Source organism: Hymenobacter nivis, from assembly GCF_003149515.1.
Classification (GTDB): Bacteria; Bacteroidota; Bacteroidia; order Cytophagales; family Hymenobacteraceae; genus Hymenobacter; species Hymenobacter nivis.
Genome location: NZ_CP029145.1, coordinates 767,955 through 781,610, shown reverse-complemented (window position 1 = coordinate 781,610; position 13,656 = coordinate 767,955). Strand labels below are relative to the sequence as shown.

The 13,656-nt window shown below is 64.8% G+C and carries 12 protein-coding genes and 1 pseudogene; 6 read left to right on the top strand and 7 right to left on the bottom strand.

All coding sequences use genetic code 11. The features are described 5' to 3' along the window. The first annotated feature begins 300 nt into the window (after window positions 1-300). A complete protein-coding gene (locus DDQ68_RS03265) occupies window positions 301-1,377 on the top strand; it encodes a hypothetical protein (protein WP_109654799.1) in 1,077 nt (358 codons plus the stop codon). A 29-nt stretch (window positions 1,378-1,406) separates the two neighbouring features. On the opposite strand, the gene DDQ68_RS03260 is transcribed toward DDQ68_RS03265, so the two are convergent. After that, on the bottom strand, window positions 1,407-5,066 hold the full coding sequence (locus DDQ68_RS03260; RefSeq protein WP_109654798.1) for an AAA domain-containing protein: 3,660 nt from the start codon (window positions 5,064-5,066) through the stop codon (window positions 1,407-1,409). Window positions 5,067-5,205: 139 nt separating this feature from the next. Between DDQ68_RS03260 and DDQ68_RS03255 the strand changes: the two genes are divergently transcribed. Then, window positions 5,206-5,745 carry a hypothetical protein gene (locus tag DDQ68_RS03255; protein WP_109654796.1) on the top strand — a complete coding sequence of 180 codons (540 nt, stop codon included), beginning with the start codon at window positions 5,206-5,208 and terminating at the stop codon, window positions 5,743-5,745. 158 nt (window positions 5,746-5,903) lie between these two features. Here the strand turns inward: DDQ68_RS03255 and DDQ68_RS03250 are convergent. Beyond that, window positions 5,904-6,008: pseudogene (locus DDQ68_RS03250) on the bottom strand (IS1 family transposase); the annotation flags it as partial. Window positions 6,009-6,081: 73 nt separating this feature from the next. After that, complete coding sequence (locus DDQ68_RS03245; RefSeq protein WP_109658301.1) at window positions 6,082-6,393, bottom strand: IS1/IS1595 family N-terminal zinc-binding domain-containing protein; 312 nt, start codon at window positions 6,391-6,393, stop codon at window positions 6,082-6,084. A gap of 721 nt (window positions 6,394-7,114) precedes the next feature. Between DDQ68_RS03245 and DDQ68_RS03240 the strand changes: the two genes are divergently transcribed. After that, window positions 7,115-7,474 (top strand): Imm51 family immunity protein, encoded by a 360-nt coding sequence (locus DDQ68_RS03240; RefSeq protein ID WP_109654794.1) that lies wholly within the window; start codon window positions 7,115-7,117, stop codon window positions 7,472-7,474. A 177-nt stretch (window positions 7,475-7,651) separates the two neighbouring features. Here DDQ68_RS03240 and DDQ68_RS03235 read toward each other — a convergent pair whose 3' ends face one another. After that, on the bottom strand, window positions 7,652-8,092 hold the full coding sequence (locus DDQ68_RS03235; RefSeq protein WP_109654792.1) for a hypothetical protein: 441 nt from the start codon (window positions 8,090-8,092) through the stop codon (window positions 7,652-7,654). 239 nt (window positions 8,093-8,331) lie between these two features. On the opposite strand from DDQ68_RS03235, the gene DDQ68_RS03230 reads away from it, so the two are divergent. Both DDQ68_RS03230 and DDQ68_RS03225 read left to right on the top strand, forming a co-directional pair. After that, complete coding sequence (locus DDQ68_RS03230) at window positions 8,332-8,691, top strand: helix-turn-helix domain-containing protein (protein ID WP_109654790.1); 360 nt, start codon at window positions 8,332-8,334, stop codon at window positions 8,689-8,691. 83 nt (window positions 8,692-8,774) lie between these two features. Further along, window positions 8,775-9,779, top strand: a complete 1,005-nt coding sequence (locus DDQ68_RS03225; protein WP_109654788.1) for an IS701 family transposase — start codon at window positions 8,775-8,777, stop codon at window positions 9,777-9,779. A 487-nt stretch (window positions 9,780-10,266) separates the two neighbouring features. On the opposite strand, the gene DDQ68_RS03220 is transcribed toward DDQ68_RS03225, so the two are convergent. The 3 genes from DDQ68_RS03220 to DDQ68_RS03210 all read right to left on the bottom strand — a co-directional run bounded on the left by DDQ68_RS03220 (window position 10,267) and on the right by DDQ68_RS03210 (window position 11,692). Next, complete coding sequence (locus tag DDQ68_RS03220) at window positions 10,267-10,476, bottom strand: hypothetical protein (RefSeq protein WP_109654786.1); 210 nt, start codon at window positions 10,474-10,476, stop codon at window positions 10,267-10,269. A gap of 28 nt (window positions 10,477-10,504) precedes the next feature. Then, the gene (locus DDQ68_RS03215) at window positions 10,505-11,029 is read right to left on the bottom strand and encodes a hypothetical protein (RefSeq protein WP_109654785.1); all 525 of its coding nucleotides are present in this window, start codon (window positions 11,027-11,029) and stop codon (window positions 10,505-10,507) included. 147 nt (window positions 11,030-11,176) lie between these two features. Continuing rightward, the gene (locus DDQ68_RS03210; RefSeq protein WP_109654783.1) at window positions 11,177-11,692 is read right to left on the bottom strand and encodes a hypothetical protein; all 516 of its coding nucleotides are present in this window, start codon (window positions 11,690-11,692) and stop codon (window positions 11,177-11,179) included. Window positions 11,693-11,975: 283 nt separating this feature from the next. Here DDQ68_RS03210 and DDQ68_RS03205 point away from each other — a divergent pair, with 283 nt between their 5' ends. After that, window positions 11,976-13,319 (top strand): MFS transporter, encoded by a 1,344-nt coding sequence (locus DDQ68_RS03205; RefSeq protein ID WP_162549779.1) that lies wholly within the window; start codon window positions 11,976-11,978, stop codon window positions 13,317-13,319. The last annotated feature ends 337 nt before the right edge of the window (window positions 13,320-13,656 follow it).

Genomic DNA, 13,656 nt, shown 5'->3' with positions numbered 1-13,656 from the left:
AGAGGATGACGTTTGGTTGGTGGAAGCCGCCTGTGCGCGGGCCTCGTGCCGGGCCCCAGCGGCCAGCAGCAGGCCCCCAGCGAGTAAAAATCTGACCTTCATAAGAACCAACAAATGGTGGGAGGGAGTGAATGAGCGTTAGCAACCCGTAAAATTGCGCGCGCGCCATGAGGCCGACATTACCCACTCATCAAGTCTTCATTACAAATGAAAAAAGTATCAGTCAATGAATTAATGTTACCATAACCCGCCACCCGGGGCACGTTTTTACCTTTGCGGCACCCGTTTCTTCCCGCCCCCATGCCCCTGCCCCACCCCCTGTTCCGCCGCCACTTTTTGCTGGGGGCCCTGCTGGGCCTCCTGCCGGGGGCCTCACAGGCGGCCGCGGCCCGCCCCCGCCCCCACTATACCGTGGCGGGCCACGAGCAACCCGTGGCGCTGCTGCGCGCCGGGCGGGCCACACACCTCGTCACGCAGCACAGCGTGTTCCGGCTCGAAGGGGCGCAGTTCGTGCGCAAGCACCAATTGCCCAGCGTTATCCAGTGCACCAGCGCGGCCGATACCGTGCTCTGGCTGGGCACCTGGCAGGGGGCCCAGGGCCTGAGTTTGGGCGCGGCCGGCTGCCGCCCGCACCCGCTGGCGCTGCCCGGCGCGGCGGCCACGGCCCGCATCACCGCGCTGTTTCAGGACGCGCAGGGGGCCCTGTGGGCGGGGGCCGATGACTACGAAGCATTCCGCCGGGCCCCGGACGGCGCCTTCGTGGCCGAGCTGAATACGCCGGCCATCACCGCCGGCGCGGCCACCGCCGATGGCTCGGTGTGGCTGGGCACCAACATGGGCCTCAACCGCAAGCAGGGCCCCGCGTGGACGCGCTACAATGAGGAAGGCGTAGCCAACCGCGAAATCCCCGACAACCTCGTAGAAAAGCTGCTGCCCGACAATACGGGGGCCCTGTGGGTCATCATGTCCGACGCCATCAGCGTGCTCAACCCCAAATCCCAGGCCGCCGGCGAGGCCGAAGTGCCCACCGTCAAGTTCCTCGGCCGGCCGGGCAACAAGGTGTTCGGCGTGGCCAGCGTGCCCGGCGCGGGCCGCGTGTTCGCCACGGCCATGGGCCTGCTGCTGCTGCCCGCCGCCCCGGCCGGGGCCCTCGCCGCCCCAGCTACCGACGAAGTAGCGCCCCAGCGCCTGCTGGTGCCGCTGCCGGCCTTGCCCGGCGCCACCACTTCCGCCCCGCCCTTACTGGTGCAGGTCGATGCCCAGCAGCGGGTGTGGCTGGCCGGCGCCGACGAGGTAACGGTGCTTACCGCCAAGGAATTTCGGAAGTTTGCGCAGCGGGCCCCGGCAGCTACGCCGGGCCTGGCGAACTGGCCGTAGCTTATGTAGCTTGGGCTTTGTAGTCCGAGCTACATTTCACCAGCCACTGCGGCGGCCTCCATGCGGGCCAGCAGGGCGGCGTGGTGCGGGGCCCGGCGTAGTACCAGCTCGTTGCCCAGCAGAATGAGTTGCTGGCGGGCCCGGGTGAGGGCCACGTTCAGCTTGCGGTCCACTTGGCCGGTTTCGTCGGGCGAGGCCATCAGTTCCAGCTGGTGCTCGTGGTGGCAGCAGAAGCTGACGATGATGACGTCGCGCTGCGAGCCCTGGTAGCGCTCTACGGTATCGACGCTGACTTGCAGCAGGTTGGGCAAGTTCAGCTCGACCGCTAATTGGGCCAGGCGGGCGCGGATGCGGGCTGCCTGGTTGCGGTAGCTAGCGATGATGCCCAGCGTGGTTTCGGCGTTGAAATCGGCCCCGTAGCCTTGGGCTACGGCGGCGGCGGCGCGGGCGGCCAGCTCGGCTTCCTGCGCCGATTCCTTCATCGACAAATCCTCGGGCTGGCGGCGGGTGGGCACGAACACCAGGCGCTCGTTGCGCACCCGCGCCAGGAACGCATCGGCCGGCGCGGGCCAGGCGGGGCGGCTGAGGGGCGCATGCTGCCAGGGCAGCGGGCAGCGCAATTGGCCGTCGTAGAAGTCGTCGTTCACTAGCGCGGCCAGGTCGGCGTGCATGCGGTACTGGTCAGCCAGGGTGCCGTGGGCGTGGGGCCAATGAGCCTCGGCGCGTCGGAACAGGCGCTCGAAGTACGAGTTGCGCAGGTTGGTAAGGCCCAGCTCGTCGCGAAGCAAACCGGCCACTTCCGGAGCAATGGCGCTGGTTTCGGGACCCTGGGATACTACAGCTGGCAGCTGGCGGTGGTCGCCGATGAGGATGAATTTGGGCACCTTGGCCAGCAGCGCCAGCATGGGGCCCTCCAGCACCTGGCTAGCCTCGTCCACCACCGCCAGGTCGAACTGCTTGAGCAAGAACAGCTCCGGCTTACCCAACAGGCTGGCCACCGTGCCCACATAGAACGGGCAGCCCGTGAGCCGCGCCCGCACCGTCTGCCGGCTGGGGCAATCCCGAATCATATTATCCAGCAGGTACGGCCGGTACGACGGGGACGTACCCAGCCGCGAGCCGACGCGAATAAACGGCAGCCCGGCCGCCACCAGTTGCTCGCAAATCTCATCCACGGCGCGGTTGGTGTAGGCGGCCAGCAGGGCCTGCTTATCGTCCTGATACAGCTTGACGGCCAACTCCTTGAGTACGGCGCGCGTCTTGCCCGTGCCGGGCGGTCCGCAGAGCACAAACCAATCGGGCGCGGCCAGGGCGCGGGCCACTACCTCGGGGGCCGCGGTGGCGGGCGGCACGGCGGCATCCCAGCCGTCGGGCCGGCGCGGGCCGAGGCGAGCCAGCAAGCGCTGCCGCCGCTCGGGGGGCAGGCCCAGGAAGGCCGACAGGCCCGCCCATTCGCGCCGGAACGTGTCGTAAGTGTCGGGCTCCAGAGCCCAGTGTGAGTGGCCGGCTAGGTAGCGCGGGGCCAACCGGCGGTTGCGCACGCTCAGCACCACTTGCCCGGCGGCAGTGAGGTCTTCGGCCAGTACCACCTTCACCACCTGCGCGTCGAGCACACTCAGCGCTTGGCTGTTGGCCGTTGGCTGTTGGCTATTGGCTTCGCCCTGACTCAAGCCATCGGCTTCGCCCAGCGGAGAGCTAACAGCTAACGGCTGAGCGCTAACAGCTTTTTTCCTTGGGTAAAGAATGAGCGTGTCGCCGGCCCGGAAGTTGACTTCGCGGCCCCCGGCCGGACGCCGGAAAATGAGGTGGGGCCCCAGGCCGCCGCGGGCATCATCGGGAGCGTTGCTGTGGTCTTCGCTCAGCTCGAGGCCGTCGAGCAGGCTGAAGTTCTGGTGCTTGCGGGCGGCGGGCAGGCGCCACAGGCCAGCCTGGCCGCCGGCGTCGCCGGGGCGGGCGTCATCGCCAAGCAGAGTCAGGCGCATCTCGCGGGCCACGAAGCGGGTCATTTCCAGGCAGTAGGCGCGCTCCACGGGGTCGGCGGCGGCCCAGGCCTGGGCCATTTTCTCGGCCTTGGCCCTGCCGAAGGGCGGCAGGGCGGCCAGGTTGGGGCGCAGCACGGGGGCCAGCAGTTGGGCCACGGCCCCGGGGCCCGCGGCGCGGGCCAGCAACAGCTCGGTGCCCACCAGCTGGTTGCGCGCCGACAGCAGCCGGTCCACCAGCTCGGCGTCCTGGTCTACGCGGCGCACGGGGGCCTGGTCGGGAGCGGCGTTGGAGTACAAAATGCTGGTGCGGCCGCGGCCGGCGGTGGCCCCGTCGGCCCCAAATACCGACTCCAGCAGCAGGCGGTAGAGCTGGGCCTGGGCGGCGTGGTTGCTCCAGGGCTCGCCGTGGGGCACTTTAGTCGAGCTTTTCAGCTCGATGATGTCGTAGCCGGTGGGGCTTTCATGCAGTAAATCGAGCCGCCCCTGCAAGCCGTAGGTGGCCGACAAAAACGACGGTTCCAGGAAGCAGTCGGCCACGCGCAGCGGCTGCTGCTGGTAGCCCGTGCGGCTGCCCGCAATAAAGCCCTGGGCCCGGCTGGCCCGCAGCGTGCGGTAGTGCCGGCGCAGGTCGCCGAGCAGCTCGGGCACGCCCGTGCGCGTCTGGAAGTCGGGCAGCGCGCTAATGGTGAGCGGATTCGAACGGAACAACCGCCGCTTAAAAAATCCCTCCAGGTCGAAGTCAGTTGCTAGTTGTTCGTTGTCAGTTATTAGTTGCTCGTTATTAGTTGTTAGCTGCTGTTTGTCAGCGCTTTCCTGCCCATTGTCTCCTGACAACTGACAACTGACAACTGACAACTGACTATCAGCAGCCCATTCGTCTTGCCGGGCGGCGTGGCTCACTTCCTCGTCCAGCAGCATGTTCACGAGGTTGCCGACTACCAGCGGGCGCGAGGTCTCATCGGGTAGAAAGGCGTTCAGCAGGGCCCATTCGGGGATGGTACCGCTGGCCTGGGCGCACTCCGCGATGGTGGTCACGTTCACCAGGTAATCGGGCTCCAGCACTACCCGGCGCGGGCGGATACGGCCGTCGGGCTGTGCCACGGGGCCCACCAGGTGCAGTACGGGGTGCAGGGCGGCGGCCAGCGGCAGCAGGTTTTCGTAGGCGGCGGGCAGGTCGATGTCGAAGGGCTCCGCGGGGCAGCCGTCGGCGAGCGCGCTCATTTCGGCAGTGAGCCGGCCGGTGGCCAGGTCGGCGTGCAGCACCTGCACCCGCCAGGTGGGCGCGGCGGCCAGGGGCTGCGCCGCGAGGGCTTCGGCACGGGCTAGGTCTTGCTCATCAGTAGCTTGCAAGCCGCCGGCCGGCACAGGGCCCTCGTAGGCGGCCCCGGTGAGGTGCTGCACCAGGCGGGCCAGGGCCCCGAAGCCGGCCGCAGCCTCGGCGGGGGTGCCGGGGTAGCTTTCGTGCAGCACCAGGTTGGCGGTGAGGCGCAGGTTTTGAAGCTGGCGGCGCAGCAGCGGCGGCAGGCGGTGGTCGTAGGCCACGAGGCCGATGGCCTGGCTGAGGTCGGCAAAGGGCGCTTCGCGGCGGCGGCACTCGTCGCGCAGCACTTGTTCAAGGAGCTGGCGCAGCTTGGGCAGTTGGTCGGCGGGCGTGGCGGCGGGGGCCGTGGCCAGCGCGGCAAGGCGGGCGTAGTAAGATTTGGGCAAAACGGGCGGCGGATAGATCCTTAAAGGTAGCGCCGCGGGGCGTTTGGTGGTCGTAAATGCCGCCCGTGCGTATTGTTGCTCGTACTTGTTCAAATCGCCTCACCGCCGGGGCCCCGGGCCGCCGCCGGCAATCCTACCCATGACCGTTTCCTTCCGCCTGCTTTTCACCTTCCTGCTGGGGCCCCTGCTGGCCCTGGCCCAAGCCCCGCCGCCCGCTCCTGCGCCGCCTGCATCGCCCCTGCCCCGCCTGCTGGCCGAGCGCCAGGTCCTTACGCGCCGCTACGCCGCCGCCCGGGCCCAGCGCAACAGCCTGTTTGGGCTCGGCGGCCAGCCGTCGAAAAAGGATTTGCAGGCCGTGGTGGACGCGTTGCAGGGCATTGTGAACAAGGACGAGCAGATTGTAGCCGTGCTTAACCAATCGGCCCAGGCGGCCCAAAATACGGCCACCACACTGCAAAGCACCAGCCGCGACGACCGCAACCTCACGTCCGACCGCTTGGCCGAAGCCCGCAACCAGCAACTGAATGTGCAGGAGCGCGAGCGGCGCGCCATGGCCCGCCAGCTCGCCCTCGAAGATGACCTCGACGCGGCCCAGCAGGCCCGCCAGCGGCGCGACTGGGCCATCCTCGGGCTGGCGCTGGCCTGCGTGGGCCTGTTTTTCTGGCGTCGGCGGCGCTGAGCGCATTGGCCATTGTTGCCGCTGTACGAATAACACCGGGCAATCATCAGGTTGGTGCGTAAGGAGGCCCGGCGGTAGCGCGAACTTTATAGTTCGCGTCACTACCACGGTATTTAAGTAACTGATGTTGCGCAGTGGTAAGGCAAGAGGTAGTCCGTTTAAGGTAATGCTTTAATTTTGCAATTATAATCGCAAATAAAATATTTAATTGCGCCAATATGATTGGTTAATGATTTAGAAAAACTGGCGGTGGTCCAAAGCAGGATGATACCGGACCTTTAGTTTGTTAATTAAGTCAGCTTAAAAACACGTCAGGAAAGCTGGAAGGACGAATATTCAGACATCATAAATTGAGTGAAATACCGAAATCATCTCGCTTTGGACCACCGCCTTTTTTAGTTCGCCCATCCCGGTTTGGGGACGGATGCCCAACACCCTGGCTGTATCCCGTATCCCGCTGCCATTCCGGGCCATGTCCGTGATTTTAGCCCGCACGCCCACCGCATGCGCTTTATGGCGGTAGCGCAGTTGAAAGGTGCGGCGGCAGGCCGTGCAGCGGTAGCGCTGGGTGCCATCGGTGGCTTTGCCGTACCGATAGACGGCATCCGGTTGCTGACAGGACGGGCAGAGAACGGGTTCTAAAACCATCCCAAAAAATATGCCCTCTATACATACTCAACACACGACCCCAGATTTCACTGTATAAACCGCAAATGCGGCCCTACGGTGCACGTTAATTTTCCGGCTGCTGCGCCCTGCCTGGGCGGCTGTGCGCCGTTTTCTAGCCCGGCCCTTGGCTCACGCCCAGCGCGGCCAGCCAGGCGTTGGCCGCACCCTCGTCCACAAAGCGGGCAGACGGCCCGGGGCCACCGGGCGCGGGGCCCGGCAGGGCAGCGGGCGGGCCGCAGGGAATTGCTTTTTTTGGGCCCCGCCAGCGGCCCCGGCCGGGGCGTGGGGTAGCGCGGGGCGTGGGGCCCTACCCAGGGCCGTTTTTTATTGCGCGCCATTTCCCAAAAAGTAAGGCCGTGCGGTACACACTGGCCGCCCCGCGCATCGCCGGCAACGGCCGGCGATGCGCGGGGCGACGAGGATACCTAGGTACAGCCCCGGTAAGGCCACGGCTGGGCCCCGTGCTTGATGAAGCGCGGCAAGGGGACCCGGACCGCTACCTTCGACTGGCAAACGCGGCCCGTGCCCCACGAAGCGCCCCGGCCGCCAGCCGCGCCCACTGCAAAATCCGTAACCCGTAGGCCGGGCACTGCCGCCAAGCCGTTTTGGACCCCGGTGGTGGACCCCGCCGTGGTGCGGCGCCTGAGCAACCAGCCCCGCCGGCCCGGAACAGCGGGGCCCCACCCGTTCCTGTACCCTGATGACCAGCACGTTTCCCTTTGAAGTCGCCGCCGCCAAAACGACCGCCAACCCCGCCCGTCAGTTTGCCATCGTGGCGCACGCCGGTAAGCTCGAAGACTACCACGACCTGTTCGAGGACTTCGGCTTCGTGGGCAGCGGCGCTTCGTGGCGCGAGCACCTCGAAACCATCGTCGAAGAATTTCAGCCCGAATTACTTGACCACTTGGAATTTGACGAAACCGGCGACACGTTCCTGGCCTACGCCGACACCCCCGACACGGTGCGCGCATTCCTGGCCTGCGTGCAGCCCTACTTCGGCGACCTCGCCAAGCTGGAGAAATACTTCCAGCAAACCGACCCGGAGGATTTTTTCCAATAGGGCCCCGGGGCCATTAGGACTTCCAAATAGGCTTAATTTTTAGTTCCGAAACGGCTTAGCCCCGATGGGCATTTTGAAGAGCTGCACCGGGAAGGCCACCGTTTGCACGCCCTTTTGCTGACCGGCGGTGCGGTTAATTTGCGCGGCCGGAATCCAGAGGTTGCCGGCGTGGTCAATCTACAGGGCATCGGCCCAAATCAGGCGCGGGTCCTGCACCGGCACGCTGCTTTGGCCGGCGGGCGTCACCTTCAGAATACGCTTTTCGTTGGCGTCAGTTACGCACAGGTTGCCGGCGGCGTCGATGGTGGTGCCGCCGCAGGTGGGCGAGTTAAAGAAGCACGTTACCTTCTTCGCCAAGGCTTCGGATGTGATGTTTGGGTCGTTGTCGGATATGGCGATGCCGTTCCAAATCGTGTCGGACGAGGCCACCGCCACCAGGCTTTTCGCGCTTTCGAAGGTGAGCACGGCGGGCGGCGCGGCAATGGCTATTTTCTCCGGCTTGTCGGGCTTGGAGTCGGTGCTGCAAGCGGCCAGCGCCAGGAAAGCAGCGGCGGGGAAGATGGAGGCAAGGCGGTGCAACAGGCGTTCGGCCGTGCAGAGGCCCGGCGATTTGCGCAAACAGACCGTTTACCTTTGCGAGTTACAAACTCGCCCCACTTGCCAGCCAGCAGTTGTGCGCTTCGCGCTAAACTGCGGCCAGCGCCTAACCGCATCCGAGCAATATCCCTAAAAAAATATCGCGTTACCAGGAAGCAAGGTCGCGCTGGTTTCCACGGGCCGGGGCCTCAGCCTCAACCAACTGGTGAGCCAAGCCGTCCGCCAGTTTGTGGTGCAGGCCGAGTAGACACCGCTACCACATGAAAGCCATCAAGCCCATCCGCACCGAAGCTGACCACTGCGCCGCCCTGGCCCGCGTGGAAACCATTTTTCAGGCCGAGCCCGGCGAACCAGCGTTTGACGAATTGGACGTGTTGGCTACGCTGATTGAGGCGTACGAGGCCCGCCACCACCCCATTCCCGAGCCCGACCCCATCGAGTATATCAAGTACAAAATGACCAAACAGGGCCTGCGCCAGCGCGACCTCGCCGCGTGGCTGGGCGGCGAGAACCGGGTAAGCGAAATCCTGAACCGTAAGCGCAAGTTCATCGCTAAAATGATGAAGGCCCTGCACCAGTATCTGGGCTTGTTGGCGGAGGTGCTGCTGGCGGCAGCTTAAGCTGCTTCAGAAACAATCCGGGAAAGAATGCTCATTAATTTATCTAGGACTTACGCAAAAAGTGTAACTTGAAAGGAAAAGCCATGAAAGTGACGGCACAACTGTACGGGCAGTTTTTGGTGAGCAGCCAGGTCAACTACACGGGGACGTATCTGGCCGAGCATCTGGAGGGCCTCTCGCACGACAACGTGCGCTATTTTCTCAAAACCCGGCGTTTCACCCCCCGCCAGCTCTGGCAGCAAGTACGCCCACAGGTGATGCTCAGCGCGCGGGGCTACGTCCTGTTTGACGACACGGTGCTCGACAAGCACCACAGCCGGCGCATCGAACTCGTACGCCGCCAGTACAGCGGCAACGCCCACGGCGTGATTGCCGGCATCGGCCTGGTGACGTGTGTGTACGTCAACCCCGAAACCGACCAGTTCTGGCTCATTGACTACCGCCTTTTCGCCCCCGACACCGACGGCAAGACCAAGCTCGACCATGTGGCCGACATGCTCGGGCAATTGGCCCCGCGCAGTATCCCATACCGCACGGTGCTCATGGATAGCTGGTACGCCACCACGGCCCTGTTCAAGTGGCTGCTGGACGAAGGCAAAACATTTTACTGCCCGCTGAAAAGCAACCGGCTCGTCGATGATTCCGGCGGCCAGCAGCCCTACCAGCCCGTGGCCTGCCTGTGCTGGTCGGCCGCCGAAGTAGAAGCTGGCAAAATCCTGAAAGTGAAGGGCATGCCCAAAGATTGCAAACTGAAACTCTTCCGCGTACTGGTGTCCACCCACCGGACGGACTACCTCCTCACCAACGAGGTTGAGCCCTTGCACACGGCCGCTGCCGAACACGAAAGCAGCGTCCGCTGGACGATTGAGCAGTTTCACCGCGAACTCAAGCAACTCACCGGCGTGCAGGCCTGCCAGTGCCGGCTGGCCCGCAGTCAGCGCAATCATATTGCCCTGGCCGTGCGCGCTTGGACCTGCCTTAAACAAGCCGCCTACCAAACCAAACAAACCGTCTATCAGCTCAAACAAGGCTTTTTGGATGAGTATATGCGACATGAATTACGCCAGCCTTCGCTCGCGTTTGCGTAAGTCCTATTATCCTGGTATTTTGCTGTTATTCCGCCAAGCTTCTCATCCGATTGCTTCAACAATTTGGGTGCCCAATAATTTCGCTCCTGCTCTAACGGAAATTCTCTAATACGTCCGTAATAGGCTTTTACTGTCTTCAACTCTACCCTACTATTTTTATAGTAGTTTGACAACGAGTGATTTGCCAACAAAACCAGCGCAGTAGCGTGCCCACCATCTCGGCAAGTTCCCCGTCCGGTTTTGCGCCGGCGCAGCTGATTTGGCGCAGCTGATTTGGCGCAGCACATTCAAGCCGTGTCGGCTCAGGCTGGTGGCCCGGTAGCCGTGGTTTTTACGGGTAATGGGCTTTTCCCCGTCGGCTCGTGTCCCCATGCTTAGGCAAAAGGCGTAGGCCACGCTCACCAGGGCAGCGCAAGGGGCTGGCTTCCCAGTTGGAGCCCCCGCCTTTGAGGTTCTGAAAATACTGCTCAATCGTCCACCGCTTCGCTTAGCGCTGCCCCAGGTAAGCCCCGCCCACGTTGCCGAAGCGAAAGAGAAAATTCCCGTCGACCAGCGCTTTGACCCACGCCTGTCCCCAGACGCCGTCCACCTGGCAATGGGCCACGCGCCGGACCTGGCCGACGGCCAGGCCCAGGTCGGCAATGGCTTGCCGGCGCCCACTCGAACAGGGCAGCAGGTGGTGGCGGGGCAACCGCATGTCAACCAACCAACCCATTGACTTTTAGCTACTTAAACCAGGAATGATCCACGAATTCGCGGTCGCCCAGCGCCCCGCCGATGCGGTCTTTGCCCAGCACCCGCACGCAGACCTGACGCACGGCGATGCGCTGGGCGGCGTTGGAATTGCCGCGGCGATGGTCGAGCAGTTCCCAGTAGCGCAGCACCTGAAACGCGCCCTGACCCACGGCAAGGAGCAGGGCATTGACCTGACCCTGGCCGAAGTCCCCTTCCATGCGGTCCAGGCACAGGCACAGGCGCAACTTGCCCCGCGCCGGCAGCAGGCCCAGCACTGACTGCGCCAGCACCAGGGAGTGCAGGTCCGTCTCGCGGAAGAAATCCTGAACCCGGGTTTCGTTCGAGGCTGGTTTAACGGCATCGTTGAGGTGCTGCGCCACTTTACAAAATTGCCCGTTGCAGCTTCTTACCAATGCAATAATAAACTGGCTGCCAAACTTTTGATGGGCCAGGTTGCGCACCACGGGCAGGTGCTGTAAAACCGTTGTAATTTTGGCCATGACGCCTTGCTTCACGGGGCAGGACGGGCTTTTTCGGCGTAGAAAACCTCAAAGGTCGGACCGCCCCGTTTTTATGCCCCGAATTTTAGTAGGGTAGAGTAGGCAAGGACAAGTCCACTGGGGCAGGGCTTGGGCACGTAGCCGACTGGCCGGGGCCCCGGCTTATTTCCCCAGGACGGACAGATCCACCACGCCATTGGCTTTGGGCTTGATGAGGTGGGCCGGAACCACCTTGGACGCGGGACGCTTGACGGCCGGACGCGGCGGAACCGGCCGGACTGCTGCGGGCACGGGAACCGGGACGGGCGCGGAAACCGGGGCGGGCACGGACCGGCGGGCCTGCTTGGCCAGAGCTTTGTCTTGCTTGCGGTGCAGCTTGACCAGCTGGGTAGCCAGGCGCTTCACGGTGCTGTCAACGGCTTCCGCAATGGCACCGCCGGCGGGGATTTCCGGGCGCAGGAACGGCGCCAGCGCGGCGGTGAGCTGGCCGGCCAGGGCCTTGCGCACCTGCCTGGCGCTGGGCCGCTCGGCGCGGCGGGCGGCCTTGTGCAGCTGCTTGGCCAAGTGGCGCAGCGTTTTGGCCACGGCTTTGGACGAGCGCCCCCCGGCACCGGGACCCAAGTGGAGGGCCGCCGCTGCCGCGAGTTGATCGGCTAGGGTTTGCTTGGAAGGGGACATGGGAGAAACGAAAAGGTAAGTGGACTCGGAACCGGGCCCCGGGCAAGTCCGCCCGGGGGAACCAGTGCAAAAGTGCTGGCGGGGGGCCCCGACGGCCATGACGTTCATCAGGCCCGAACCTGATAATTATCATGGCCCCGGGCCAGAAGCCGGATTGGATACTTTCCCTCTATTCAACAAACGCAGACAATTTGTTAACACTTCCGCAACGTGCCAGGGCCGCCAAAGACGCAACTTTGCATTCGAAAAATACCCTGACTAATTGAGCAAATTGCCCACCCCCGTGCCCGTCCGCTCAGCCCCGTCTTCGGAGCTGAAACGCTGGCAGCTGCGCACTGGTCTGAGCCTGTTTATGGGCTACAGCGCCTACTATGTGTGCCGCTCCAACCTGGCCATTGCCGCGCCGCTGCTCATCCGCGAGTTTGGCGGCCGGGGCCTGAATAAAGAAGTGCTGGGCCAGATTGCCTCGGTAGGCGTACTGTTCTACGCCGCCGGCAAGGTGCTAAACGGCGTACTGGGCGACTTTTTGGGGGGCAAAAAGATTTTCCTGCTGGGCATGGCGGGGGCCGTGGCGGCTACAGTAGCGTTTGGGCTGGGGCAGGGCGTGGCGGTGTTTTTTGCGGCCTGGGCCGCCAACCGACTGGTGCAGTCCATGGGCTGGGCCGGGCTGGTAAAAACCGCGGCCAACTGGTTTTCATACAGGTCCTACGGCCGCGTGATGGGCCTGCTAAGCCTGAGCTATCTATTTGGCGACGTGGTGGCCAAGCTAGTGCTGGGGCAGCTGCTGGTGCAGGGGCTGGGCTGGCGGGGGCTTTTCATGACGGCGGCGGGCGTGCTGGCCGCGGTGGCGCTGGGCTGCGCGTTCAGCCTAAAGGACGCGCCCGAAAGCGTGGGCCTGGCCGCCCCGCCCACCAACCCCAACAGCCTCTTCGCGGAGAAAGGAACGGGCCCCACGACCGACCGGCCCGCATCGCTGGGCCACTTGCTGGGGCCCTACTTCCACAGCCCGGCCTTCTTGCTGATGCTGGCGATGTCGTTCGGGCTCACGGCGTTGCGCGAGGCGTTCAGCTTCTGGGTGCCCACCTACCTAGTGGAGGCCGCACACCTCTCGGAGGGCGCGGCGTCGCAGTGGAGCGCGCTGTACTCGGTGTGCGGCATGGCCTCCATCCTGGGGGCCGGCTACCTCTCCGATGCCTGGCTGAGGGGGCAACGCGGGGCACTCATTTTGGGGGCCTGCGTGGGCCTGGTGCCCGTACTGGCCCTGATGACGCAGCCGGCCAGCGGCCCCGCCCTGCCCTTAGTGCTCACGTCGCTGGTGGGCCTGCTGCTGCTGGGGCCCTACTCGTTTTTGTCGGGGGCCATGGCCCTCGACGCCGGCGGCCGGCAGGGGGCGGCCACCGCGGCGGGCCTGCTCGACGCCGTGGGCTACGCCGGCGGCACCGGGGCCCTGTGGCTCACCGGAGCCCTGGCCGAGCGGCAGGGCTGGGCCGCGGCCTGGGTGGCGCTGGCCGCCGTGGCCGCGGCCACGGCGGGGGCGGCGCTGGTGTTCTACCGCACCCAGGAGCGGCGGCCGGGACTTGTAGTGGCGGCCCAACAGGTAACCCCACCCCCGGCCCAAGCCGCTTGATGCGCGCAATCCGGTGGGGAGGTCAGGGCACCAGTGTTTACCCATAGGAAAGTCCGGGTCATAATTAGTTAACGATTTGATGACTAATCGGCGACCTACCGCGGCCGGGCAGCTTGGACCTTTGCCAATAATATTTTGGACACCAGCGGCAGGTACTGCTTTTAATCATCAGGCCGCGCTACGCTAAACACAGGGCAGCTCCGGCGCTGCTCAATGGCCCTCCCCCCGGCCTGGCCGGTACTCCTATTGGCCGCCAGGGCCCGGGCGGCGCGGCCGCTGGCCACACGACGCACGCAGCGCCGAACCCCGCCCGCCCGAAAAACAAACCAGGCTTGCG